This window comes from Rhodococcus sp. SMB37, from assembly GCF_004345605.1.
Lineage (GTDB): Bacteria > Actinomycetota > Actinomycetes > Mycobacteriales > Mycobacteriaceae > Rhodococcus.
In genome coordinates this window covers 123,519-145,416 of record NZ_SLVY01000012.1, presented here as the reverse complement: position 1 = coordinate 145,416, position 21,898 = coordinate 123,519, and the positions used below count along the sequence as shown (strand labels likewise).

21 protein-coding genes are annotated in these 21,898 nt (G+C 69.5%); 10 read left to right on the top strand and 11 right to left on the bottom strand.

The window, feature by feature from the left end:
* Window positions 1–103: 103 nt before the first annotated feature.
* From EV641_RS19365 to EV641_RS19355, 3 genes are all read right to left on the bottom strand, one after another.
* A complete protein-coding gene (locus EV641_RS19365; RefSeq protein WP_132473858.1) occupies window positions 104–925 on the bottom strand; it encodes a pentapeptide repeat-containing protein in 822 nt (273 codons plus the stop codon).
* A 219-nt stretch (window positions 926–1,144) separates the two neighbouring features.
* On the bottom strand, window positions 1,145–2,620 hold the full coding sequence (locus EV641_RS19360) for an NAD(P)/FAD-dependent oxidoreductase (protein WP_132473856.1): 1,476 nt from the start codon (window positions 2,618–2,620) through the stop codon (window positions 1,145–1,147).
* A gap of 48 nt (window positions 2,621–2,668) precedes the next feature.
* The gene (locus tag EV641_RS19355) at window positions 2,669–3,463 is read right to left on the bottom strand and encodes a precorrin-3B synthase (RefSeq protein ID WP_241997356.1); all 795 of its coding nucleotides are present in this window, start codon (window positions 3,461–3,463) and stop codon (window positions 2,669–2,671) included.
* Window positions 3,464–3,602: 139 nt separating this feature from the next.
* On the opposite strand from EV641_RS19355, the gene EV641_RS19350 reads away from it, so the two are divergent.
* The 5 genes from EV641_RS19350 to EV641_RS19330 are packed head-to-tail and all read left to right on the top strand — an operon-like array spanning window position 3,603 to window position 7,587.
* Window positions 3,603–4,751 carry an acyl-CoA dehydrogenase family protein gene (locus EV641_RS19350; protein WP_158289194.1) on the top strand — a complete coding sequence of 383 codons (1,149 nt, stop codon included), beginning with the start codon at window positions 3,603–3,605 and terminating at the stop codon, window positions 4,749–4,751.
* A complete protein-coding gene (locus EV641_RS19345) occupies window positions 4,748–6,022 on the top strand; it encodes an acyl-CoA dehydrogenase family protein (protein WP_199233316.1) in 1,275 nt (424 codons plus the stop codon). The genes EV641_RS19350 and EV641_RS19345 overlap by 4 nt, the downstream gene beginning before the upstream one ends.
* A gap of 44 nt (window positions 6,023–6,066) precedes the next feature.
* Window positions 6,067–6,465: a PPOX class F420-dependent oxidoreductase gene (locus EV641_RS19340; RefSeq protein WP_132473848.1), complete on the top strand. Its 399-nt coding sequence runs from the start codon at window positions 6,067–6,069 to the stop codon at window positions 6,463–6,465.
* Between the two features lie 51 nt (window positions 6,466–6,516).
* Window positions 6,517–7,050, top strand: a complete 534-nt coding sequence (locus EV641_RS19335; protein ID WP_132473846.1) for a glutathione peroxidase — start codon at window positions 6,517–6,519, stop codon at window positions 7,048–7,050.
* A 9-nt stretch (window positions 7,051–7,059) separates the two neighbouring features.
* On the top strand, window positions 7,060–7,587 hold the full coding sequence (locus tag EV641_RS19330) for a DapH/DapD/GlmU-related protein (RefSeq protein WP_241997355.1): 528 nt from the start codon (window positions 7,060–7,062) through the stop codon (window positions 7,585–7,587).
* A 50-nt stretch (window positions 7,588–7,637) separates the two neighbouring features.
* Here the strand turns inward: EV641_RS19330 and EV641_RS19325 are convergent, their stop codons facing one another.
* Genes EV641_RS19325 through EV641_RS19315 form a run of 3 tightly spaced genes read right to left on the bottom strand, consistent with a single transcriptional unit; the run spans window position 7,638 to window position 11,306 of the window.
* Window positions 7,638–9,011 (bottom strand): metallopeptidase TldD-related protein, encoded by a 1,374-nt coding sequence (locus EV641_RS19325; protein WP_132473844.1) that lies wholly within the window; start codon window positions 9,009–9,011, stop codon window positions 7,638–7,640.
* Window positions 9,008–10,495 (bottom strand): TldD/PmbA family protein, encoded by a 1,488-nt coding sequence (locus tag EV641_RS19320; RefSeq protein ID WP_132473964.1) that lies wholly within the window; start codon window positions 10,493–10,495, stop codon window positions 9,008–9,010. The genes EV641_RS19325 and EV641_RS19320 overlap by 4 nt, the downstream gene beginning before the upstream one ends.
* 46 nt (window positions 10,496–10,541) lie before the next feature.
* On the bottom strand, window positions 10,542–11,306 hold the full coding sequence (locus tag EV641_RS19315) for a TSUP family transporter (protein WP_132473842.1): 765 nt from the start codon (window positions 11,304–11,306) through the stop codon (window positions 10,542–10,544).
* 153 nt (window positions 11,307–11,459) lie between these two features.
* Between EV641_RS19315 and EV641_RS19310 the strand changes: the two genes are divergently transcribed.
* The 4 genes from EV641_RS19310 to EV641_RS19295 are packed head-to-tail and all read left to right on the top strand — an operon-like array spanning window position 11,460 to window position 16,138.
* The gene (locus EV641_RS19310) at window positions 11,460–12,005 is read left to right on the top strand and encodes an FxsA family protein (protein ID WP_132473840.1); all 546 of its coding nucleotides are present in this window, start codon (window positions 11,460–11,462) and stop codon (window positions 12,003–12,005) included.
* A 22-nt stretch (window positions 12,006–12,027) separates the two neighbouring features.
* Window positions 12,028–13,647 (top strand): amidohydrolase family protein, encoded by a 1,620-nt coding sequence (locus tag EV641_RS19305; protein ID WP_241997354.1) that lies wholly within the window; start codon window positions 12,028–12,030, stop codon window positions 13,645–13,647.
* 59 nt (window positions 13,648–13,706) lie between these two features.
* On the top strand, window positions 13,707–15,329 hold the full coding sequence (gene lnt / locus EV641_RS19300) for an apolipoprotein N-acyltransferase (RefSeq protein ID WP_241997361.1): 1,623 nt from the start codon (window positions 13,707–13,709) through the stop codon (window positions 15,327–15,329).
* Window positions 15,329–16,138: a polyprenol monophosphomannose synthase gene (locus EV641_RS19295; protein WP_132473838.1), complete on the top strand. Its 810-nt coding sequence runs from the start codon at window positions 15,329–15,331 to the stop codon at window positions 16,136–16,138. Before lnt ends, EV641_RS19295 begins: the two co-directional genes overlap by 1 nt.
* Before the next feature lie 63 nt (window positions 16,139–16,201).
* Here EV641_RS19295 and EV641_RS19290 read toward each other — a convergent pair whose 3' ends face one another.
* From EV641_RS19290 to EV641_RS19270, 5 genes are all read right to left on the bottom strand, one after another.
* Window positions 16,202–17,239, bottom strand: a complete 1,038-nt coding sequence (locus EV641_RS19290; protein WP_132473836.1) for a diiron oxygenase — start codon at window positions 17,237–17,239, stop codon at window positions 16,202–16,204.
* Window positions 17,236–18,177 (bottom strand): prephenate dehydrogenase/arogenate dehydrogenase family protein, encoded by a 942-nt coding sequence (locus EV641_RS19285; protein ID WP_241997353.1) that lies wholly within the window; start codon window positions 18,175–18,177, stop codon window positions 17,236–17,238. The genes EV641_RS19290 and EV641_RS19285 overlap by 4 nt, the downstream gene beginning before the upstream one ends.
* Window positions 18,174–20,372, bottom strand: a complete 2,199-nt coding sequence (pabB, locus tag EV641_RS19280; RefSeq protein ID WP_132473834.1) for an aminodeoxychorismate synthase component I — start codon at window positions 20,370–20,372, stop codon at window positions 18,174–18,176. Before pabB ends, EV641_RS19285 begins: the two co-directional genes overlap by 4 nt.
* Before the next feature lie 7 nt (window positions 20,373–20,379).
* On the bottom strand, window positions 20,380–20,733 hold the full coding sequence (locus tag EV641_RS19275; protein WP_199233324.1) for a chorismate mutase family protein: 354 nt from the start codon (window positions 20,731–20,733) through the stop codon (window positions 20,380–20,382).
* Window positions 20,734–21,038: 305 nt separating this feature from the next.
* Window positions 21,039–21,374, bottom strand: coding sequence for an RNA polymerase-binding protein RbpA (locus EV641_RS19270; RefSeq protein WP_054720842.1), 336 nt, complete (start codon window positions 21,372–21,374; stop codon window positions 21,039–21,041).
* A gap of 182 nt (window positions 21,375–21,556) precedes the next feature.
* Between EV641_RS19270 and EV641_RS19265 the strand changes: the two genes are divergently transcribed.
* On the top strand, window positions 21,557–21,889 hold the full coding sequence (locus EV641_RS19265; protein ID WP_132473830.1) for a hypothetical protein: 333 nt from the start codon (window positions 21,557–21,559) through the stop codon (window positions 21,887–21,889).
* The last annotated feature ends 9 nt before the right edge of the window (window positions 21,890–21,898 follow it).

Genomic DNA, 21,898 nt, shown 5'->3' with positions numbered 1-21,898 from the left:
CTCACCTTCCTGCGGTCGTCGTACGCATGTGCGAATCAGTGTGCCAGGAGGGACCGACGTGTTCGGTGGGGCGGGTGGTTCGGGGGATCTGTTTTCGTGCGGCTCACCAGTGCCTGCCCCACTGCGGTATCGGCACCCAGTGGGGCAGCAGCGTGTCGCGGTCACCGCGTGCCGCCGCGAGCTGCGGGCCCGTCAGATACAGCGCCGACGACAGATCGGCACCGTCGAGGCGGGCATCGCGTAGGTCGGCGCCGAGTAGATCCACCGCACTCAGATCACTGCCTCGCAGATCTGTTCCGATCAGGCACGCGCCGCGCAGGTCGACGCCGCACAGGACCCGGCCTCGCAGGGGCCGGCCTGCGAGGTCCGCGCCGGGGTGTAGTCGCGGATCGAGTGTGCCGGTGGCGTGATACGACGCGCGCAGTGCATCGCTGACATCGACGAGCAGGGCGCGCACCTGCTCGTGCACTTCGCCCAGGTCGAGAGTGAGCAGTTCGGATGCCTCGAGCCGGGTGAATCCGCTGATCGTCGCAGCCAGATCAGCGGCGTCGGCGATGTCGTCGGGGTCGAGGGCACGATCGGTGACCTCGTGGAGGTACCAGAGCATCTCGTGCAACTGTTTCATCCTCGGGAACACCGCGCCGGTGAGGTGGCCGGGGACCCGGGCGGTGGCGGCCTGACCGGCGCCGAAGCAGTCGAACGCGGTGCATCCTCTGTACCCGCGCGGGGCCAGGGCGTCGTGGATCGTGGAGCCGAAATCGGACGCGAGGTGTGGGCACGGTGTCCCGGCAGGTTTGTCGGTGGCGAAGTCGCGGGAGCGAGAGAATCCGAAGACGGTGCAGCACAAGCCGACACAGCTGTGGCAGTCACCGAGCAGGTCGGTGCGGGGCAGGGGAGTGCGGCTGGACAGGGGCAGACGGCGCATGAGAACTCCGAGAAGTGTGATTCCGATGGGAGCGGAGCCGGGGGCCCGGGGTCGGGTCCCCACTCGGGGCACACGGAATCACCGCCGCGCGTAGGCGGCGTCGTTCACGATCGACGTGAGAGTCGATTCTCAAGCACGGAAGGAAGTGTTCACTGCCCCGCACACTACTACCGCCGGCGTGGAGGCCGAGCGTCCCCGGGCGCGGTCAGGGCCTCGGTGTCACGGCCGGCGGGTTTCGAGCAGGCGCAGCCATACCTCACTGATCGTGGGGTAGGCCGGGACTGCGTGCCACAGCAGACCGAGGGACACCTTCCCGACGATCGCGACGGTAGCGGCGTGGACGAGTTCGGCGACGTCGGACCCCGCGAAGGTCGCGCCGACGAGGACGTCGGTGGCGCGGTCGACGACAAGCGTTGCGTGACCGGTGAAGTCGTCGCGGTGCAGGGCGGCGCCTGCGACGTCGATGTCGGCCTCGAGCACCTCGACGTCGAGTCCGGCGTCGCGGGCCGAGTCTGCGGTGTGCCCGACGGAGGAGATCTCCGGGACGGTGAAGATCACCTGGGGGATCTGCCCGTGGTCGGCGCTCGCCCGGTAACGGGGGTCGTCCAGTGGCCGGTTCTCGGCGCGGGCGGCGATGACGTCGCCGCACACCCGGGCCTGGTATTTGCCCATGTGGGTCAGGGCGGCGCGGCCGTTGACGTCGCCGACCGCGTACAGCCAGGTGCCGTCGACACCGGCGACGGTGAGGTGGTCGTCGACGGTCACGGTGCCGGTGTCGAGGCCGACGGTGTCGAGGCCGAGGTGGCCGACGGCGGCGCGGCGACCGGTCGCGACGACGAGTTCGTCGACCTCGATGGTGGTGCCGTCGGTCAACTCCGCGGTGACGGGGCCACCGTGGATCATGCCGACGCCGGTGTCGCGGACGTCGGGGCGCGTCACCGAGGTCACTTCGGTCCCGAACCGCAGTCGGACGCCGCGGGTCTGCATCCGGTCGGCGACGGCATCGGAGGCGAACGGTTCGATCCGCGCGAGCAGGCGCGGTCCGCGGACGACGACGGTGACCTCGTCGGCGCCGAGTTGCCGTAGCCACGTGGCGGTTTCGCAGGCGACGACGCCGCCGCCGATCACGAGGATCCGGCGTGGGATCTGCCGCAGGTTCGTGGCGTCGCGGGAGGTCCAGGGCAGTGCGGCGCGTAGTCCGGGCAGGTCGGGGACGGTGGCGACGGTGCCGGTGGCGAGGACGACGGCGTGGCGGGCGTGCAGGGTGCGGGGGTGGTCGCCGTCGACGGTGACGGTGCGGGGTCCGGTGAGGTGCGCGTGACCGCGGATCACGTCGATGCCGGCGGCGTCGGCCCACAGCACCTGGGAGGAGTCGTCGTGGCCGGAGGTGAACCGGTCGCGGCGGGACAGGACGGCGGGGATGTCGACGTGGTCGGCGGTGACGTGCTGCTGCACGCCGGGCATGTGCGTGGCGGTGGCGAGGACCTGGGTGGGCCGCAGCAGGGCCTTACTGGGCATGCATGCCCAGTAGGAGCATTCGCCGCCGACCAATTCGTGTTCGACGAGGGCGGCGGTGCGGTCGGATCCGGCGATGGCGTATTGAGCGGCATTCTCGCCGGCGGGGCCCGCGCCGAGCACGATCACGTCGAAGGCGTCGGTGTCGGGGGATGCGGAGTCGGCCGGTTCGGAACTCACCTGTCCTACGGTAGGCCGGTCCGGTGTGAGGCGGGGCGGTTCGGTGGGTTACCGCAGGTGCGGTGACTGTGCGTCGAAGATCAATCCCATGGGGGCGAGGACACGCACGGCCTGTTCGGCGACCTGTTCGGGGAGGTCGCACAGCAGCACCGAGCGCCAGGGGGTGACGACGAGGGGGTGTTCGACGGCGGCGAGGAATTCGGCGAGACGGGCGGGGAGCACACCGCCGGGCAGGCCTCCGGCCAGGGTGACGGTGCCGTCCGGTTGGTCGAGCCATCCGATCGGGGGGTCCGGGGGCGTCGGGACGGCAATGGGGGTGTCGGTGGGTGCGATGTCGGTGGGTGCGGTGTCGTCGAACAGGAGGCCGACGGCGTCGACAGGGTCGGATCGGCGGATCCCGGTGTCCTCGCCGCCGAGGATCAGGGCCCATTCGTCGCCGGGTAGGGCGAGCAGTGTGCGATCGGGGGTCAGCGCGACGACGTCGCCGGTGCCGTCGTCGAGTCCGAGTGTCACGCCGGGGCGCGCGGTGAGCAGGCGGGTCTGTGCGGTGTCGGTGAGGGGCCGGATGTCGCGGAGTCCGCCGATGCGTCCGGTGAGGGGGGACGCGAGCAGGTGCGGCAGCGCGGGGTGGCCCACGGTGAATCCGGCGTCGGTGACGGCTGTGGTCAGGGGCGCGGGGTCGCCGTGCAGGCGCAGGTGGGCGTGCGGGGTCAGGTGCAGGACGCCGCCGGCGTGGGTGTGCGCGAGGTCGGCGAGGGTCTGCAGTTGTGCGGCGGTCAGCGTTCCGGCGGGCAGATGCACGTCCACTGCTGCGGTGTCGTCCCTCGGGTTCGTCGCGGTCACGCCCTCCAGTATCCGGATGTGGGGGCCGTCCCCGGAACCGCCCCGAAGAGACTTTCCTTTACAGGATGGGATAACTATATTCTCATTATTGAGATTGAGGTACTCCACTTGTGGGTGCCACCGAGACGAGAGGCACTGCATGCTGCTCGAACCCACGCCCGACCAGGACTTCTTCCGCGACACCACCGCCCGGTTCCTGCAGGAACGCACCCCGGTCGCGGTCCTGCGAGGCCTGCGCGACGACTCCGCCGGATTCGACCCGGGATTCTGGCGCGCCGGGGCCGAGCTGGGCTGGACCAGCCTGCTCGTCGACGAAGCGCACGGCGGTGGCTCCATCAGCGACTCGGGATTGATCGACCTGACCTTGATCGCATACGAGTTCGGCCGGCACGCCGCACCCGGACCGCTCGTCCCGACCAACGTGGTCGCGGCCCTGCTGGGCCGGCACAGTCACCACCACGACACCCTCGCGGGGTTGCTCGACGGCTCCGTCACCGCCGCGTGGTGCTCCGCCGAACCACGCCCGGAGGCCCGTGCCGCCACCGCGCCGCTGACGATCACCGTCGACGGCGACGACGTGATCGTGCACGGCACCAAACGCCCCGTCGAAGCCGCCGGCACCGCCGAGTTGCTGTTGGTGACCGGCCGTACCGGCGACGGACTCAGCCACGTCCTCGTTCCCCGCGACACGCCCGGCGTGACCGTCACTGCGATGCGCTCGGTGGATCTCACCCGCCGCTACGCAAAGGTCGAGTTCGACCGAGTGCGGCTACCCGCGAGCGCGCTGCTCGGCGCTGCGGGCGACGGCTCCGCCGACGACGAATACGCCCGGCATCTGGCGATCGTGCTGGGCTGCGCAGAAACCGTCGGTGCGCTGCAGACCGCGTTCGACACCACCGTGGCGTGGGCGTTCGACCGGTACTCGTTCGGCCGGGCCCTGGCCTCGTACCAAGCCATCAAACACCGCTTCGCGGACATGAAGATGTGGCTCGAGGCGTGTCACGCGATCAGCGACACCGCTGCTGCGGCCGTCGCCGCGGACACACCCGACGCGGCCCGCCTGTCGAGCGCGGCCAAGGCGTACATCGGCGATCATGCCGCCGACCTGATGCAGGAATGCGTGCAGTTCCACGGCGGCATCGGCCTGACCTTCGAACACGACCTGCACCTGTATACCCGGCGCGTCGCCGCGAACCGGTCCACCTACGGCACCCCCGCCGAGCATCGTCGGGCACTCGCCGATGCCGTCATCTCGGCTGCCGCCACGTCGAAGGAGAGCGCACAGTGACCCAGACCGAGGTCGAGATCGAAACTCTCGACGAGTTCCGCGCCCGCGCCCGCACCTGGATCCGCGCGAATCTCGCGCCCGCCGATCCCGCCGCGCACGTCGGGGTGCTGCGCAAGGAAACCTCTGATGAGGACGAACTCGCCGACGTCACGCACGACCGCGCACTGCAACGGTCGATGTTCGACGCAGGGCTCGCCGGGATCAGCATTCCCCGCGAGTACGGCGGGCAGGGACTGACCCCCGCACACCAGCGCGTCCTCAACGACGAACTCGCCGGTTTCGAGTATCCGGCGCGACTGCAGGCACCGACGTTCGTGCCGTGTGCGGCGGTGCTGCTCGATTTCGGCACCGAGGAACAGAAGAAGCGGCACATCCCGGCGATCCTGCGCGGCGAGGAACTGTGGATGCAGATGCTCTCCGAGCCCAGCGGCGGATCCGACGTGGCGGGCGCGGTGACCACCGCGGTGCGCGACGGCGACGACTGGATCCTCAACGGTTCGAAGATCTGGACCACCGGAGCCTGGTGGTCCGACTGGGCGTTGTGCCTGGCCCGCACCAACTGGGATGTGCCCAAACATCGCGGGCTGACGGTGTTCATGGTGCCGCTGAAGGCCGAGGGCATCGAGGTGCACCGCATCGAGATGCTCAGCGGGTCGAAGGAATTCTGCCAGGAATACATGACCGATGTGCGGATTCCGGACAGCGACCGGATCGGGGAGGTCGACGCCGGCTGGACCGTCGGCACCCGCTGGATGTTCCACGAACGGCTGCTGTTGCGTTCTCCGTACGCGACGTTGCCGGCCGGCAGCAGCCGCGGCGGCTCCCGCACCGAGGAACTCCTCGAGGTCGCCCGCGACGCGGGACGACTCGACGACCCCCTCGCCCGCGATCTGATCGGCGAGGCCGACACCCTCGAACTGGTCAAGAACGCGCTGCAGCAGCGGATCGGGCAGGCCATGACGACCGGCGCGATGACCGACCAGGCCGCGAGCATCCTGCGTTTGATGTCCGGGGACGTCGCCACCCGCCTCACCACGATCATCTACGACATGACCGGCGCCGACGGCGCTGCGTGGGACGCCGACGACGGCGCAGTCGCCGAATGCGGCACCGACTTCCTGATGCAGCAGTCGTACACGATCGCCGGTGGTACCACCGAAATGGCCCGCAACACCATCAGCGAGCGGGTGCTGGGGATGCCGCGTGAGCGCAGCCACGACCCCAACCTCGCGTTCCGCGACGTGCCACGCGGCGCCCCCACCGGAGGGTGAACCGCCGCCGCGCGCACACGGTGGTTGTTCCGTAAGGTGGGCGCATGCCTGATGGGGGAGTCACCACACCGTCGTTCGCCGACCTCGCCGCCGCCCAGTATGTGCTGCTGAGCACGTTCCGGAAGAACGGCACCGCCGTCGCCACCGCCGTGTGGGCGGTGGCCGACGGCGACCGGTTGCTGGTGTGGACGGCAACCGGGTCCCACAAGGTGGGGCGGGTGCGCCGCGATCCGCGAATCACACTCGCGGTGTGCGATGCGCGGGGTCGTCCGCGCAGCGCCGCGGTACCCGGCACTGCAGAGATCCTCGACGATGCGGGCACCGAACACACCCGGTCCGCGATCATCGGAAAGTACCGACTGTTCGGGTGGCTGACCGTCAAGGGCAGTCTGCTGCGGCGCGGCCGGTCCGGCACGATCGGGTTGGCGTGCACCCTCGACTGACCCGAGCATTCGAACCTCGACATACACGAACCAGAACACCCTAGGAGAGCTGTGAGCGTCCACGATTTCACCGTCACCACCGCCGACGGCGGCACCGAATCCCTCGGGGTGCACCAGGGTAGGCACCTGCTGATCGTCAACGTCGCGAGCAAGTGCGGACTGACCCCGCAGTACGAGGGCCTCGAGGCGCTGCACCGAGAGAAGAAGGACGCCGGGCTGCAGATCGTCGGGTTCCCGTGCAACCAGTTCGGCGGGCAGGAACCGGGCACCGACAGTGAGATCCAGGAGTTCTGCTCGGTGAAGTACGACGTGACGTTCCCCGTCTACGGCAAGATCGACGTCAACGGCGCCGACGCGGCGCCGTTGTACACGTACCTGCGTGAGCAGGCCCCCGGCGACTTCGGTCCCGACAACGGGTTCCTGTTCGAGCACGTGAGCAAGTCGCGTCCGGAGGCGATCGGCACCGACGAGGTGAAGTGGAACTTCACCAAGTTCCTCGTCGACCCCGAGGGCGCGGTGGTGCGCCGCTTCGAGCCCACGGTCACCCCCGAGGAGATCGCGAAGGAACTCGCCGACCTGCTCTAGGAGCGTCGGTTGCAGAAGAAAATTGTCGGAGGCAGTACCGGGGTGCGTCACACCTATCTGTCCCAATCCGTGTTCGTCGCTGCCGCAGGGCTTCCGGTGATACCCGGCGCCCTGCGGCACCGGTTGCTGCGCGGCGCAGGAGTACAGGTGTCGGCGCCGAGCCTGATCCACCGCGGTGTGGTCGTGCAGGGGCTGGGCCGGTTGAGACTCGGCTCCGGGGTGTTCGTCAACTACGGGTGTTTCTTCGACACGGTCGCCGACATCACCGTCGGCGACCGAGTGTTCCTCGCCGATCATGTGCGGGTACTCACCAGCAGCCACCGCACGGGAGGGCGCGACCAGCGCGCCGGGCCTCTCACCGGCGAACCGGTGCACATCGGAGACGGCGCCTGGATCGGGTCCGGGGTAGCGATCCTGCCGGGAGTGACGATCGGGGCGGGCGCGGTGGTAGGCGCGAACGCCCTGGTCACCGCCGACTGCGCCCCGAATGCGCTGTACGTCGGCAGCCCCGCTCGGCATCGCCGCGACCTATCCTGATCGACGACCTCCTCTCGGCCCGGCTATCGACCCATCGGGCGGTATTGCTCTCATTGGGCGGCACTGACCGACGACATGTGGAAATCGGGGATACGCATCGGCGGCATCGCGGTGCGGGTGAACCAGTCGTTCCACTCCCGCGGCAGCGTCCGCTCGGTCGCCCCGACCTCGACCGCGCGGCGCAGCAGATCGAGCGGGGATTCGTTGAACCGGAAGTTGTTCACCGCACCGCGCACCTGCCCGTCTTCGATCAGATACACCCCGTCACGGGTCAGTCCGGTCAGCAGCAGCGCCGATGGATCCACCTCCCGCAGATACCACAGGGTGGTGAGCAGCAGGCCCCGTTCAGTGCCGGCGATCATCTCATCGAGGGTGGCGTTCGAGCCGCCGGTGAGCAGCAGGTTCTCCCCGGGCGCGGTCACCGGCGCGGAGAACTCAGCCGCCGCCGCGCGTGGGTAGGTCAACGCCGTGACGGTGCCGTCACGGATCCAATCGACGCGTTCGACATCGAGACCGTTGTCGAACACCGACACCGTGTCGGTCGAGGAGGTCGCGGTGAGGAACGGGGGGCACGCCAGACCCGGCGCAGCCGGATCGGAGGTCAACGTCACCGGCAACGCCGCCACGGTCTCGCCGACGCGGGTGCCGCCGGGCCGCGACCAGACAGTGTGCCCGTCCTCGGCGCCGCGCCCGCCCATCGACCACATCAGGTAGATCATCAGATCCGCCACCGCCGACGGCGGCAGCAGCGTCTCGTACCGGCCCGGCGGCAATGCCACCGTGCTGCCGGCCCACCCGAGCCGCCGGTCCAGTTCGGTGAGCAGTGCGACCGTATCGACATCGGTGAAGTCGGCGGTGCCGGCCCCCACCCACGCGCCCGCACCGGACAACCCGCCGCGTTTCGCGGTGATCTCGAGTGACCCGTCCCGCTGCGTCCAGCGGCGTCGCAGCCCGGTGGAGGTGCCCAGCCAGGTGGTGTGCACGTGATGATGCGCGAACCCATACAGCGGGTCTCGTCCGATGTCGCTGAACCCGGCCGCCAATGCCTCGAGCACGTCACCGAACACCTCGATGCCGGTGCCGGCGGTCCCGTCCGCCCAATTTTCGGGTTCCCCATCGCCGGGCAGCAGCGGCATCGCGTCGGTGGCCTCGGCGGCAGTGTCCGCGGCCGTGACCGCCGCGGCTACCACCGCGGCGACCTCGTCGGCGGACACACTCGGGGCGGTCACGATGCCGCAGCGCGGCCGCGGGTCACGGCGGATCGCAATCACCGTCCAGCTGCGCGAGCGCATCACCCCGTTGGTGGTCATCGAACTTCCCGCCCACCGCACATTCGCGTCGTCGCTGTCGGTGACCAGCACGATCGTCTCGTCGGCGCGGGACGCGGCCAACGCGGCGTCGACGAGCCGGGGTGCGTCGATCATCGACCGCCCTCCTGCCGGGTGTTGAGCACGTTGATCTGCCGTAGCAGCACCGACGGGCAACCATGACTCACTGCCGCGATCTGTCCGGGTTGCGCTTTACCGCAGTTCATCGCGCCGCCGAGCTGGTATGTCGAGCGCCCGCCGACCGCCTCGAGCGCACCCCAGAAGTCGGTGGTGGTCGCCTGATACGCCACATCCCGCACCTGACCGGCGAGGCGCCCGCCGCGGATCCGGTAGAAACGTTGCCCGGTAAACTGGAAGTTGTAGCGCTGCATGTCGATCGACCAGCTGCGATCACCGACCACATACAGTCCGTCCTCGACCCCGCCGATCAGATCGGCGGTGGACCGATCGACCTGGGGATCCGGTTGCAGCGACACGTTCGCCATCCGCTGCAACGGCACATGATGCGCCGAATCGGCGTAGGCGCAGCCGTTCGAGCGCCCCACACCGGCCTTGGCGGCGAACGCCCGGTCCAGCTGATAGCCCACCAGCACGCCGTCGCGTACCAGATCCCACGACTGGGCGGCCACCCCGTCGTCGTCGAATCCGACGGTGGCCAGCCCGTGCGGGTCGGTGCGATCGGCGGTCACCTGCATCGCGGTGCTGCCGTAGCGCAGCGACCCGAGCCGGTCCGGGGTCGCGAACGAGGTCCCCGCATACGCGGCCTCGTAGCCGATCGCCCGGTCGTATTCGGTGGCGTGCCCGACCGACTCGTGGATGGTCAACCACAGATTCGTCGGGTCGATCACCAGATCCGTCGGGCCCGCCGTCACCGTCGGCGCATGCGCCTTCTCGACCAGCAACTCTGGTAGCGTCGCGAGCTCACCCGACCAGTCCCACACCGCATCCGAGGCGACGTACTCCCAGCCCCGCCCGGTCGGTGCGGCCAAGGTGCGCATCGACTCGAACGTCCCCGCGTCCCGGTCCACCGTCGTCGCCTCCAGATGCGGATGCACCCGCACCCGCTGCTGCGTGATCGATGAGCCCGCCAGATCCGCGTAGAAACTCTGCTCCTTGACCAGCTCGCAGCCTGCCGCCACGTGATGCACACCGTCCGCGCCCTGCAGCCGGCGCGAATAGTCCGTCAACACCGCGACCTTCTCGTCGGTGGGCACGGCGAACGGGTCGCTCCGGTAGTCCGAGCACCACGTCGCGTCCCGGTACACCGGTTCGGGTGCCCACTCGACGGGATCGCGGTTGATCGGGCGCAACGTCCGCGCTACCGCCACCGCACGAGTCGCCGCATGCGCGGCACCGTCGGGATCCGGTTCGGGATGCGACGCGAAACCCCAGGTCCCGTCGATCAACACCCGCACCGACACCCCGAGATCCGAGGCGTCCACCGCGGACTGGACCGCACTGTCGCGCAGCATCAACGACTGGGTGCGCACCCGATGCACCCGCACATCGGCGTGCTGCGCGCCCGCCGCGCGGGCCACCGACAGTGCTGCATCGGCGATGCTCGGCAACGGCAGCGCCATAAAATCCGCATCGACGACGTTCACCTGCAGCAGCGTATCGGCCTGCTCACCCGAACTGTTGAATGCCGAGCCGGATCACCATCGCCGTGACCACCACCAGCAGCACCACCCGCACGAACCCGGCGCCGCGCCGCAGCGCGGTGCGCGACCCGAGCACCGATCCGGCCACATTGCACACCGCCATCGCCAACCCGAGCGTCCACCACACATGCCCGCCGAGTGCGAACAACACCAGCGCCCCCAGGTTCGACCCGAAGTTGAGGACCTTCGCCATCGCCGCCGAGGTGACGAACTCGCTGCCGAGCATCGCCGCGAACACGATGATGAAGAAGGTGCCGGTGCCGGGGCCGAGAATGCCGTCGTAGAACCCGATGACCGCCGCCGCGCCCACGATCACCATCACCATGCGCTTCACGCTGGGTTTGTGGGCCGGGGCGGTCCCGAGGGTAGGGCGTGCCGTGACGAACACCGCGACTGACACCAGCACCACCATCACCAGCGGAATGAACACGGCCGGGTCGATCAGCGACACCGCAGCCGCGCCCGCGGCCGCGCACACCGCCGCGACGAGCGCGGCGGGGGCCAGGATCTTCCACTGCAACGGGATGCGCCGCGCGAAGGTGATCACCGCCGCGCCGGTACCGAAGATGGCGGAGAGCTTGTTCGTCGCCAACGCCGCCTGCGGAGTGAGTTGCGGGGCGACGAGGAACAATGCAGGCAGCAGGATCAGCCCGCCGCCACCGACCACGGCGTCGACCCATCCGGCGGCGGTGGCCGCCACCAGCAGTACAGCCCAGTCCGCGGCGCTCATCACGCCATTCGATCACGGCGGGCCGCGGTGTCGGGAACGGCGCGCACGTGCTCCGGCGGTTCGGGAGAAAAAGCACGCTCCCGTTCGTTGATGGGATAACGGCCGCTCACCCCCCTGCAGCAGACGGCGCGGCCGGCACCCGGAAGGACCGCCATGTACTTGTTGTTGTTCCTCGCCTACATTGTCGCGGAGATCGCCGTGCTCGCCTGGCTCGGCTCCACGCTCGGCGCGCTCGTCACCGTGCTGCTTTTCCTGGGTGTGAGCGTGCTCGGCTACGCGGTGCTCGCCTCCCGCGGACGCCGCGCGCTGCGCGATCTGACCTCGCTGCGCGGTGGCACGACACCGAACCTCGATGTGACGCCGGAGCGGATGCTCACCGACGGTGCACTCATCGGTGTCGGCGCCGCCCTGGTGTTGGTGCCCGGGCTGATCACCAGCATTCTCGGGATCGTGTTGCTGCTGCCGACCCGTGCGGTGCTGCGTCCGCTGGTGCGCGCGGTCGCGGCGCGGCAGGTCGCGCGGCACGGCGCCACGGTGCGGGGCACCCGCACGGTGGTGGTGGACGGGCAGGTCGTCGAACACACCGTGCTCGGTGCCGATCCGCGCCTGACCGCGACCGGCCCGAGCGGACCGGTGATCCCCAGCGACGAGGTGCTCGAGGGCGAGATCGTCGACACCCCGCCCCGCCGACACCCGTGATGAGGGGGCAGACTGGACTCTCGTGAGTTCAGCACCGCGCACCCGGCTGCTCGTCGGCGGCCGCATCTACAGTTCCTCAGCCCCGGACGCGACCGCGATGGCGGTCACGGACGGACACGTCGTGTGGGTCGGTCAGGACCGTCCGGGGAAGGCCTTGCATCCGGACGCAGAGATCGTCGACCTCGACGGACTGTTCGTCGCACCCGGGTTCGTCGACACCCACATGCACGTCACCGCGCAGGGGTTGACGGTCACCGACCGGAACCCGCTCGCGGTGGACCTGTCCGGCAGCGGGAGCCTTGCCGAGTTGCTGCGTCGAGTCGCCGAGTTCGCTGCGACCCACGACGACGCCGTCATCTGGGGTCAGGGCTGGGACGAGACCACCTGGCCCGATGCTGCCCCGACCACCGCGGCCCTCGATTCCGCAGCCCCCGGTCGCGCGGTGTATCTGGCTCGGGTCGACGCGCATTCGGCGGCGGCCTCGAGCACGTTACGGGCGGCTGCGGAGGCCACCGCACTCGACGGGTACCACCCGGAGCGGCCACTGACCGCCGCCGCGCATCACGCGGTGCGCGCCGCCGCGCACGCGGCGCTCACCCCGCAACAACGCACCGCCGCGCGCAGCGCGGCCCTCGACGACGCGGCCGCGCACGGGATCGTTGCGGTGCACGAGTGCGGTGGACCCGACATCTTCGGTGTCGACGACTTCACCGAACTGCTCGCTTTCGACCATCCGGTGCAGGTGCGCGGCTATTGGGGGCAGGCCGTCACCACCGCGGAGCAGGCGCGCACCGTGCTCGCGGACACCGGAGCGCACGCGCTCGGCGGCGACCTGTTCGTCGACGGCGCGTTCGGGTCGCGTACGGCGTGGCTGTCGGAGCCGTATCTCGATGCGCCGGACTGCTGCGGCCGCACCTACCTCGATGTCGACGCGATCGCTGCGCATCTGCGGGCCTGCACCGTCGCCGGGATCCAGGCCGGATTCCATGTGATCGGTGACGCCGCGACCGCCGCGGCGATCACGGCGATCGAGCAGGTCGCCGCGGATCTCGGTGGGCCCGCCGTCGCGTCGTGCGGGCATCGTCTCGAACACGTCGAGTCGGTCACCGCCGCGCAGGCGCAGGTGCTCTCGCGGTACGGGATCCTTGCGAGCATGCAGCCGGGGTTCGATGCGGCGTGGGGTGGCCCCTCCGGGATGTACGCGCAGCGGCTCGGCGCCGAACGCGCCGCGGCGCTCAACGATTTCGCGACGATCGCCGCGACCGGCACCTCGCTGGCGTTCGGGTCCGATGCGCCGGTGACCGCGCCGCGCCCGTGGGCGATGCTGCGGGCGGCGGTGCATCACCGCACCGACGGCAGCGGCATTTCGCCGCGCGCCGCGTTCGCTGCGGCGACGCGTGGGGCGTGGCGGGCCGGTGGGGTCCGGGACGGTCTGGCGGGCACGTTGGATCCGGGGGCTCCGGCGTCGTATGGGTTGTGGGAGGCGGGGGAGTTGGTGATCAGTGCCCCCAAGGACGGGGTGCAGCGCTGGTCGACGGATCCGCGGTCGCGGGTTGCGCCGCTGCCGGATCTGAGCCCGGGCACCGCGGATCCGGTGCTGGTGCGCAGTGTGCATCGCGGCCGCGTGGTGTACGAGCGGTGAGTGCCGACCCACAGGATGCCGTTCCGTCCGGGTGGTTCCGGACGGGAGCGGGAGCGTCGCTGACGCGGCGGCTCGCCCCGGTGTCGGCGCGGTCGCTGGCCGCGGTCGGGGCGGGACTGTTGCTGTTCGCGAGTTTCCCGCCGCGGCCGTTGTGGTTCCTGGCGCCGGTAGGCATCGCGGTCCTGGTCGTCGTGTTGACGGTCCGGCCGATGCAGCGGAAGGCGGGGTTCGGATACGGCTTTCTCGCGGGCCTGGGGTTCCTGGTGCCGTTGCTGCCGTGGATCGGGGTGTATGTCGGGCCGTTGCCGTGGTTGGCGTTGGCGGCGGCCGAAGCGCTGTTCGTCGGGCTGTTCGGGGCGCTGGTGGTGCATTTGCGGTCGATGCCGGCGGCACCGTTGTGGATCGCGGCGGCGTGGTCGCTGACCGAGTATCTGCGTTCGTCGGTGCCGTTCGGCGGGTTTCCGTGGGGCCGGTTGGCGTTCGGGCAGCCCGACGGGTTCCTGGTGTGGCTCGCTGTGGTCGGGGGTGCCCCGCTGGTGTCGTTCGCGGTGGCGTTGATCGGCAGCGGCGCGGCCGCGCTCGTGCTCACGGTGCTGCGCCACCGGAACCGCGGTCCGTCGGATCGCGGGGGCCTGTGGACGGCGGTCGCGTGGACGGCGCTGGCGCCGCTCGCGGCGTTGGCGGCGTGGCCTCTGCTCGTCACCGCCGACACTCCGGATTCGCGCGGGCGGGCGGTGACGGTCGCGGCGATCCAGGGCAGTGTGCCGCGCCTGGGCCTCGACTTCAATGCGCAGCGCAAGGCGGTCCTCGACAATCACGTCGCGCAGACGCTCGCGCTCGCGGCGCAGGTCCGGGCCGGCCAGGTCGACGCCCCGGACATGGTGATCTGGCCGGAGAACGCCTCCGACATCGATCCGCTGCGCAATGCGGACGCCGCTACCGACATCTCTGCCGCGTCCGCCGCCATCGGTGCACCGATTCTCGTCGGCGCGGTGCTGGTCAACGGTGACGGCACCACCACCAACTCGGTGATCGTGTGGGACGCGCAGTCCGGGCCCGGCGAGCGGCACGACAAGCGGATCATCCAACCGTTCGGCGAATATCTGCCGTATCGGTCGTTCTTCCGGTTGTTCTCCGAATACGCGGACCGTGCCGGGTTCTTCGTGCCGGGTGACGGGGACGGCACGGTCACCGCCGCGGACATCACGATCGGGGTGGCCACCTGCTACGAGGTGGCATTCGACCGGGCGTTCCGCGACTCGATCGACGCCGGCGCGCAGCTGCTGGCGGTGCCGACGAACAACGCCACCTTCGGGGACACCGAGATGACCTATCAGCAGTTGGCGATGTCGCGGGTGCGGGCCGTCGAGCACGGCCGCACCGTGGTCGTCGCCGCCACCAGCGGGGTCAGCGCGGTCGTCGACCCCGACGGTCGAGTACAGCAACGCACCGCGTTGTTCGAGCCGGCAGCGTTGGTCGCGCGCGTGCAGTTGCGGCAGGACGCTACGCTGGCTAGTCGGTTCGGACCTTTCCCGGAGCTCGCGCTCTGTGTCGGGGCCGTGGCCGCTGCCGGTGTCGCCCTCGTGCGCGACCGCCGGCGCCGCGATGCGTCGGGGTCGCAGCCCGACACCGACGTAGCACCAATCCCGGCCGACGGCCGGTTCGACAGGGAGGACCATTGATGGCAGCGGCGACGCCGGCCGGGGACACGAGCGCACCGAGCGCTCACACTCTGGTGATCATTCCGACGTACAACGAACGCGAGAACATCGGACGGATCGTCGAGCGGCTGCACGCTGCGCTTCCGCACACCCACGTGTTGATCGTCGACGACGGCAGCCCGGACGGCACCGGCGCGTTCGCCGATGAGCTCGCGGCCGCCGACCGTGGCCCCGACGGGTCGGGTGGGCGCATCGAGGTGATGCACCGCACCGAGAAGAACGGTCTCGGGGCCGCCTACATCGCCGGGTTCCGGTGGGGTCTGGACCGCGGCTACACGGTGCTCGTGGAAATGGATGCCGACGGCAGTCACGCCCCGGAGCAGCTGCATCTGTTGCTCGAGCGGGTGGATGCCGGCGCCGATCTGGTCCTCGGATCGCGGTATGTGCCGGGCGGTACCGTGGTGAACTGGCCGTGGCATCGGGAAGTGCTCTCCCGCGGCGGCAACATCTACTCGCGTCTCGCGCTCGGGGTGAACGTCCAGGACATCACCGGCGGCTACCGCGCATACCGGCGGCATGTGCTCGAAACCCTCGATCTCGACTCCATCGCTTCGCACGGCTATTGCTTCCAGGTGGACCTGGCGTGGCGGACGCTGCAGGCCGGATTCACGGTCGGCGAGGTGCCGATCACGTTCACCGAACGGGAGATCGGTGAATCGAAGATGAGTGGCAATATCGTGCAGGAAGCGTTGCTCAAGGTGACGTTGTGGGGGCTCGAGTCACGGCTGTCGAAGGCGCGGGCGCTGCTCGCCCGGTTGATCGGTCGCTGACGCTCGGGTCAGTTGGTCGCTGACGCTCGGTGTCGATCGGTCGCCGAGGTTCGGTCTGGTGTCTCACGCCGGGTGACCGAACGGGCCGCGCGCGACGAGGTCGGCCTCGACTCCGAGGTGCCCGCACAAACGGCGGATCGCGCTGCAGTCCTGTACCACCGGTTGCGCGGCGGCCGCCGCGGCGGTGTCGGCGAGCATCGCCTGCCCACCCGGGATCTGCTCGTGCGCCACGATCGCAGCCCAGGTGCCCATATCGTTGCCGGTGAACGCCTCGATCCCGGTGGCGAGGGCATCGAGCAACAGTTCACGTTCGGTGGCGTCGAGTTCGTCGAAGACCATCGTGAGCAGTTCCCCCGCCAGGGAGCTGTGGCACAGTTCGTCGCGGCGATGCACGGCCACGGTGCTGCGGTTGACCGGTTGTACCGTCTCGTCGCCGGTGAACAGGCCCAGATACGCGCTGATCGACGTTTCGGCGACGGTGGTGAACGCCAACCGGATCAACGCCGCATGCCGCGGATCGAGGGCGTGGGCGACCGCCGCGTCGTGGGCGCGGACGGTACGGCACGGTGGCAGCACCGCGTCAGGCATCGCCCAGCCGCGGCGCCGACGGGTCAAGGAATTGGCGTTCTGATGCATCAGTGTGTGGTATTGCTCGTCGACCATCGCCTGCAGCACCCCGACGGTGACCGTGTCGTGCGGGCCGAGGCCGAACACATCCGAGATGATCAACCCGAAACCGGGATTGACGACGTGCTGTTCGATGTCGATGACGTTCTTGTTGTACGCGATCCAGGCCCACGCCCCGATCCGGGCGCGGTGGTGCTCGTCGAGTGAAAGATAACGCGGATCGTTGTGGAACGGAATCATCGTGTCGGGGAAGTCACGTAGCGCCGGCTCGAACATCGCGTCGAGGTCCGGTTCGTCCTTCTTGACCGCGGCGCGGCGCCCCCACGAGCGGGACAGTCCGCGGATCACGGCGCTCTCGACGGGATCGGTCGGGTCGTGGCCGGGGAGTTCGGGTGGACGTAGCCGGGCACGCACGGGTTCTGCGGTGGCGGCGCCGGCGTGTGCGAGTGGGATTCCGAATTCGGGATCGATCATCGCGGCCCCCCGTTTTCGAGGTCGGGTCCGGGTGGTGCGGACGGCAGCATCGTCAACAGCTGCCCACAGATCGCACGATACCGGTCGAGGCCCGGTTCGAGGGCCGTACTCGCCCGGGTCATCACGGTGTCGAACGCGTCGATCCGATTGTCGTCGGCGGCCGCGTCGAGTTCGTCGAGGGCGCTGCGCAGCGCGCGGCGGGCCTGCGCTGCGTACGGGTTGGCCGCCTGGATGTCGTGGTACACCTCGGGCACCCCGGAGGCGACGCGCGCGAGGAGGGCGCGCAGCAGCATGTGCGGCGGTGGGGCGGTGGTGTCCGCGGCGGCCGGCGGATCGAGGGTGTCGAGTGCCAATCCGAACGCGAGGACCGTCGCGTGGGTCAGGGCCTGGGTGGTGGCGGTGACCCGGTCATGTTCGTCGGCGCCGACCGGCACGACGCGCGCGTCCCATCGGCGTAGCGCCGCGACGAACCGATCCACCGGCGGTCCGTCGCGGTAGACGACGGCCGTGACAGGGCGGCCGGCCATCCCCAGGGACGGGGCGAACATCGGATTGATCCCCAGGGCCGCGCGGTCGGGCAGTCCGCTGTGCACGGCGTCCGCCATCGCGGTCTTGACCGACAGGGTGTCGACGAGCAGCGCATCGGGCGGCAGTAATGCCGCGAGAGGAGGGAGCGCGGCAAGAGCGACCGGTTCGGGGACCGCGAGGACCACGGTTGCGGCCGCCCGCAGTACGGATTCGGCAGCAGGGGTCGGTGCCATGATGTCGGCGCGGATCGCCATGTCACTCGAACCCTCTTGCGGGGCAGCATCATCCGCACATGTCGGATCCAGAATGTGGACGCGGTTGCCGTCGCGGCGCAGCGCCGCAGCGAGCATCGTGCCGACGTCCCCGCGCCCGCCGGCGACGACGACGGGCCCGAGGGGTGCCGCCGTCACCGGCGGGTTCCGTCTGCCAGCGACGCGATGCCGTTGGTGCCGGCTCCGCCGACGGGGTCGGTTCCACCGGTTCCGCCCGCATCGAGGTCGGCCAGGCAGCGGCGCATCGCAACGGCCTTGATCAGGGTTTCTTCGAGTTCGTCGTCCGGATCGGAAAGCGCGACGATCGCACCACCGATACCGAAGCTGACCTGATGGTCGGTGGCGACCATGGTGCGGATGACAATGGACAGATCCACCGTGCCGGTCAGGGACAGATATCCGAGCGCCCCCGAATAGACGCCGCGTGGCCCGTCCTCGAATTTGTCGATGATCTCCATCGTGCGAAGTTTCGGTGCGCCGGTCATCGAGCCACCCGGGAACGCGGCCCGCACACAGTCCACCGCGGTCCGGTCGGGACGGAGGGTTCCGCGGACAGTGGAGACCAATTGATGTACCGCGGAATAGGTTTCGACATCGAAGAGTTTGGGGACGTGCACCGATCCGGGGATGCACACCCGGGAGAGGTCGTTGCGCACCAGATCGACGATCATCAAGTTCTCGGAGCGGTCCTTTTCACAGGTGCGCAGATGCTCGCGCAGCGTGGCGTCCTGCGCGGCGGTGGTGCCGCGCGGCCGGGTGCCTTTGATCGGTTTGGATTCGACGACACGGTCCGTCCCGATCCGCAAGAACCGTTCCGGGGACGCGCTGAGCACCGACAGGCCGGGGAAACGCAGCAGCGCACTGTACGGTGTGGGGCTGATACTGCGCAGGACCCGGTAGGTGCGCAGCGGATCGATGTGCCGGTCGACGGTGGCCGTATTGGTCAGGCACACCTCGTACGTTTCGCCGCTACGGATCTCGGCGAGGCACTGGCCGATCAGCTCGAGATAGCGCTGCGGGTCGTGCCGCACCCGGATCTTCTCGTCACGGTCGTCGAGCACGAGCAACGGCGGCGGTGCGGCCGGCACCGAGTCGGACAAGGTGGCGAGCACCGCGGACGTCTCGTCGAACCAGGCCGCGGTCGCGTCCTCGCCGATGTGCTCACTGAGCGCGAGCAGGTGGCAGCGCCCGGCCTCGTGATCGAGGACGACGGCGCGGTCGGCGAACACCATGGCGGCGTCGGCGACCGGGGACGTGTGCACCAGTTGACCGCCGGCGTCGGCTTTGAGTTCGTAGCCGAGATACCCGACGTAACCGAGCCCGAACGTGAACGGGAGATCGTCGCGGGGCGCGACCCGGCGTTCGGTGAGTCTGCGGTCGAGGTGGTCGAAGAACGTGCGATGGTACGAGGTCTGCGTGCCGTCGGGGTGATACTCCCGCACCAAGGTTTCGGCGACACTGTAGGAGACGAATTCGGCGCGGGGCCCCGATGCGTCGCCCATCACCGTGAACCGCGAGTCGCGCTCGAGAGCATCGCTGCCGTCGAGCAGGAAACTGTGCGGGCCCGCCGCGAACAACGCCTCGTACACCGCGTGCGGGTCGGGATGGCATTCGAGGGTGCGGCTCTCGAGCACGAACCGCGCGGCGTCCACCGCCGGGGCCGGCACCGCGGCGCCGTTACGGGTGGTGCGCGTGTGTGGGCCGGTGGCGGCACGGAAATTGTCGAGCAGTTCGAATCCGTAGTCGGTGCCGATGGACTCAGGGTGGAACTGCACCCCGTACAGGGGGCGGTCGCGATGCGCGACGGCCATGAGCAACCCGTCGCCGGTGCGGGCGAGGACCTCGAACTCGTCGGGGACCTGCTCGACGATCAGCGAGTGGTAGCGCACGGCGGTGAACGGGGAGGGGATCCCGGAGAACAGCCCGGTCCCGTCGTGCAGGATGTCGCTGGTGCGGCCGTGCACCGGCTCGGGAGCGCGGACGACGTCGCTGCCGAACAGATGGCACAGTCCCTGATGACCGAGGCACACCCCGAGCACCGGGACGGACAGTTCGGCGAGGGCGCGGGCACTGATCCCGAAGTCACGTTCGCGGTCCGGGCGTCCGGGACCGGGGGAGATGACGACGTTGTCGAAGTCGAGGGTCAGCACTTCGTCCCAGGAGGTGTCGTTGGTGACCACGATCGGGGCTGTGCCGTTGACTCGGGTCAGGAGGCTGTAGAGGTTGTAGGTGAACGAGTCGTAGTTGTCCACGAGCAGTGTGCGGACCGGCGGGGTGCACGACCCCGCATTCGACGAAGACCGGGGGCCGGACGAGGACGCAGCCGCTGCCATGACGCGGTCAGCTCCGGTGCTCGGCGGAGACGGTGTCGTCCAGGTCGCCGGGCGCGGTGCTCTCGCTTCCGGCGACGATGAGGTCCTCGACCCGGCAGGCCTCCCCGATCAGCAGGTCGTAGAGTTCACGCACGAACTCGGCGGACAGTCCGTGGCGGTCGGCGTAGTCGCGGGCGCGGCGCTGCACGAGCTGCATGCGGCCGGGTTGCAGCACCGCGATGTCGTGTTGTTGTTTCAGTTCGGCGACGCGCGTGCACAGTGCCAGCCGATCGCGGACATCATCGAGCAGCGCCCGGTCGATGCGGTCGAGTTCGACGCGCAACGCCGCGAGTGCGGCCTCGGGGTCGGTGACGGAGTTGATTTCACTGCTGGTGGCGGTGTTGTTGTCGTTCACGTGTATTCACCTCCCGGGTGCTGCCCGACCGGATGATCGTCGGATGCTCGGTACGTGATGTGAAGGTGGTACCGCCGAGTGTTCTCGTCCGGCGGGTTCGCCCATAATTGCACGCCGATCCACACAGGTGCCCGCCATTTGATCTTTTTGTGGCGTGTCCGCGACCTGACCGGTCCTGCATCCCTGAAAAAGGAAATGCCGTTGCGGGAAGTAATTCCCGCAACGGCATCACCGGTTGCGCAGGCCCGGGTGGCAGGCACCCGGTGGGTCGTTCAGCCGCGCCGCTTGCTCTTGATCAGGTCGAGGCGTTCCTTGAGCAGTTCCTCGAGGTCCTCGACCGAGCGACGCTCGAGCAGCATGTCCCAGTGGGTGCGCGGCGGCTTGGTCTTCTTCGGCTCCGGTGCAGCTCCCTCGATGAGGGTGCCTTCGAGGCCGTTCTTGCACATCCAGGTACCGGGGATCTCGGCTTCGTCGGCGAACGGCACGTCGAACTCTTCGCCGTTGTCGCAGCGGTAGCGTGCCATCCGACGCGGCGCAAGATCGTGGTCACGGTCGGTCTCGTAGCTCACCGCCCCGAGTCGGCTGCCTCGCAGTACACGATCTGCCATGGTGGTGTCCTCTCTCGTAATGCTCCGCCCGGTGGGGCCCGGCACCGCCGCGGCGTGTGCCGGACGGTACCCACGTCCACACCATGTCAACGTCGGCGGGGCCGAATCCGTTCCCGAACCGGGGACACGGCCGATCTGCCAGTTTACCGGCACGGGTTCTGCGCTCGGTAACGTGTCACCCTATGGCCGGACGGGAGCGCAGACCAGCGAGTTGTCTGTGGTGTGGGCGACCGGTGCCGGAGATCGGGACGGGACGCCGGCGTCGCTATTGCCGCCAGTCGTGCCGTCAACGCGCCTACGAGCAGCGCGCCACCGCGGCGAGCACGGGGCTCGCGGCCGACGCGGTGGTGCTGTCGGCGATGGAGGCCGAGTCCCTGACCGATCGGGCGTTCGAGGTGCGGTGCGCAGCCGAGGATGTGGCGACCGCCGTCGACGAAGGTGCCGATCAGGTGGAACTGCGCCGGTTGTGTGCCGAACTGGTGGAGTTGGCGCGCGCGGCCGAACGACTGCGCTGAGGTCAGGGT

What these genes read in the sequence shown, in the direction of transcription:
- EV641_RS19365 (WP_132473858.1), bottom strand. Translation starts at nt 925, where the DNA reads ATGCGCCGTCTGCCCCTGTCCAGCCGCACTCCCCTGCCCCGCACCGAC.
- EV641_RS19350 (WP_158289194.1), top strand. Translation starts at nt 3,603, where the DNA reads ATGCTGCTCGAACCCACGCCCGACCAGGACTTCTTCCGCGACACCACC.
- EV641_RS19340 (WP_132473848.1), top strand. Translation starts at nt 6,067, where the DNA reads ATGCCTGATGGGGGAGTCACCACACCGTCGTTCGCCGACCTCGCCGCC.
- EV641_RS19325 (WP_132473844.1), bottom strand. Translation starts at nt 9,011, where the DNA reads ATGATCGACGCACCCCGGCTCGTCGACGCCGCGTTGGCCGCGTCCCGC.
- EV641_RS19320 (WP_132473964.1), bottom strand. Translation starts at nt 10,495, where the DNA reads ATGGCGCTGCCGTTGCCGAGCATCGCCGATGCAGCACTGTCGGTGGCC.
- EV641_RS19315 (WP_132473842.1), bottom strand. Translation starts at nt 11,306, where the DNA reads ATGAGCGCCGCGGACTGGGCTGTACTGCTGGTGGCGGCCACCGCCGCC.
- EV641_RS19310 (WP_132473840.1), top strand. Translation starts at nt 11,460, where the DNA reads ATGTACTTGTTGTTGTTCCTCGCCTACATTGTCGCGGAGATCGCCGTG.
- EV641_RS19295 (WP_132473838.1), top strand. Translation starts at nt 15,329, where the DNA reads ATGGCAGCGGCGACGCCGGCCGGGGACACGAGCGCACCGAGCGCTCAC.
- EV641_RS19290 (WP_132473836.1), bottom strand. Translation starts at nt 17,239, where the DNA reads ATGATCGATCCCGAATTCGGAATCCCACTCGCACACGCCGGCGCCGCC.
- pabB (WP_132473834.1), bottom strand. Translation starts at nt 20,372, where the DNA reads ATGGCAGCGGCTGCGTCCTCGTCCGGCCCCCGGTCTTCGTCGAATGCG.
- EV641_RS19270 (WP_054720842.1), bottom strand. Translation starts at nt 21,374, where the DNA reads ATGGCAGATCGTGTACTGCGAGGCAGCCGACTCGGGGCGGTGAGCTAC.
- EV641_RS19265 (WP_132473830.1), top strand. Translation starts at nt 21,557, where the DNA reads ATGGCCGGACGGGAGCGCAGACCAGCGAGTTGTCTGTGGTGTGGGCGA.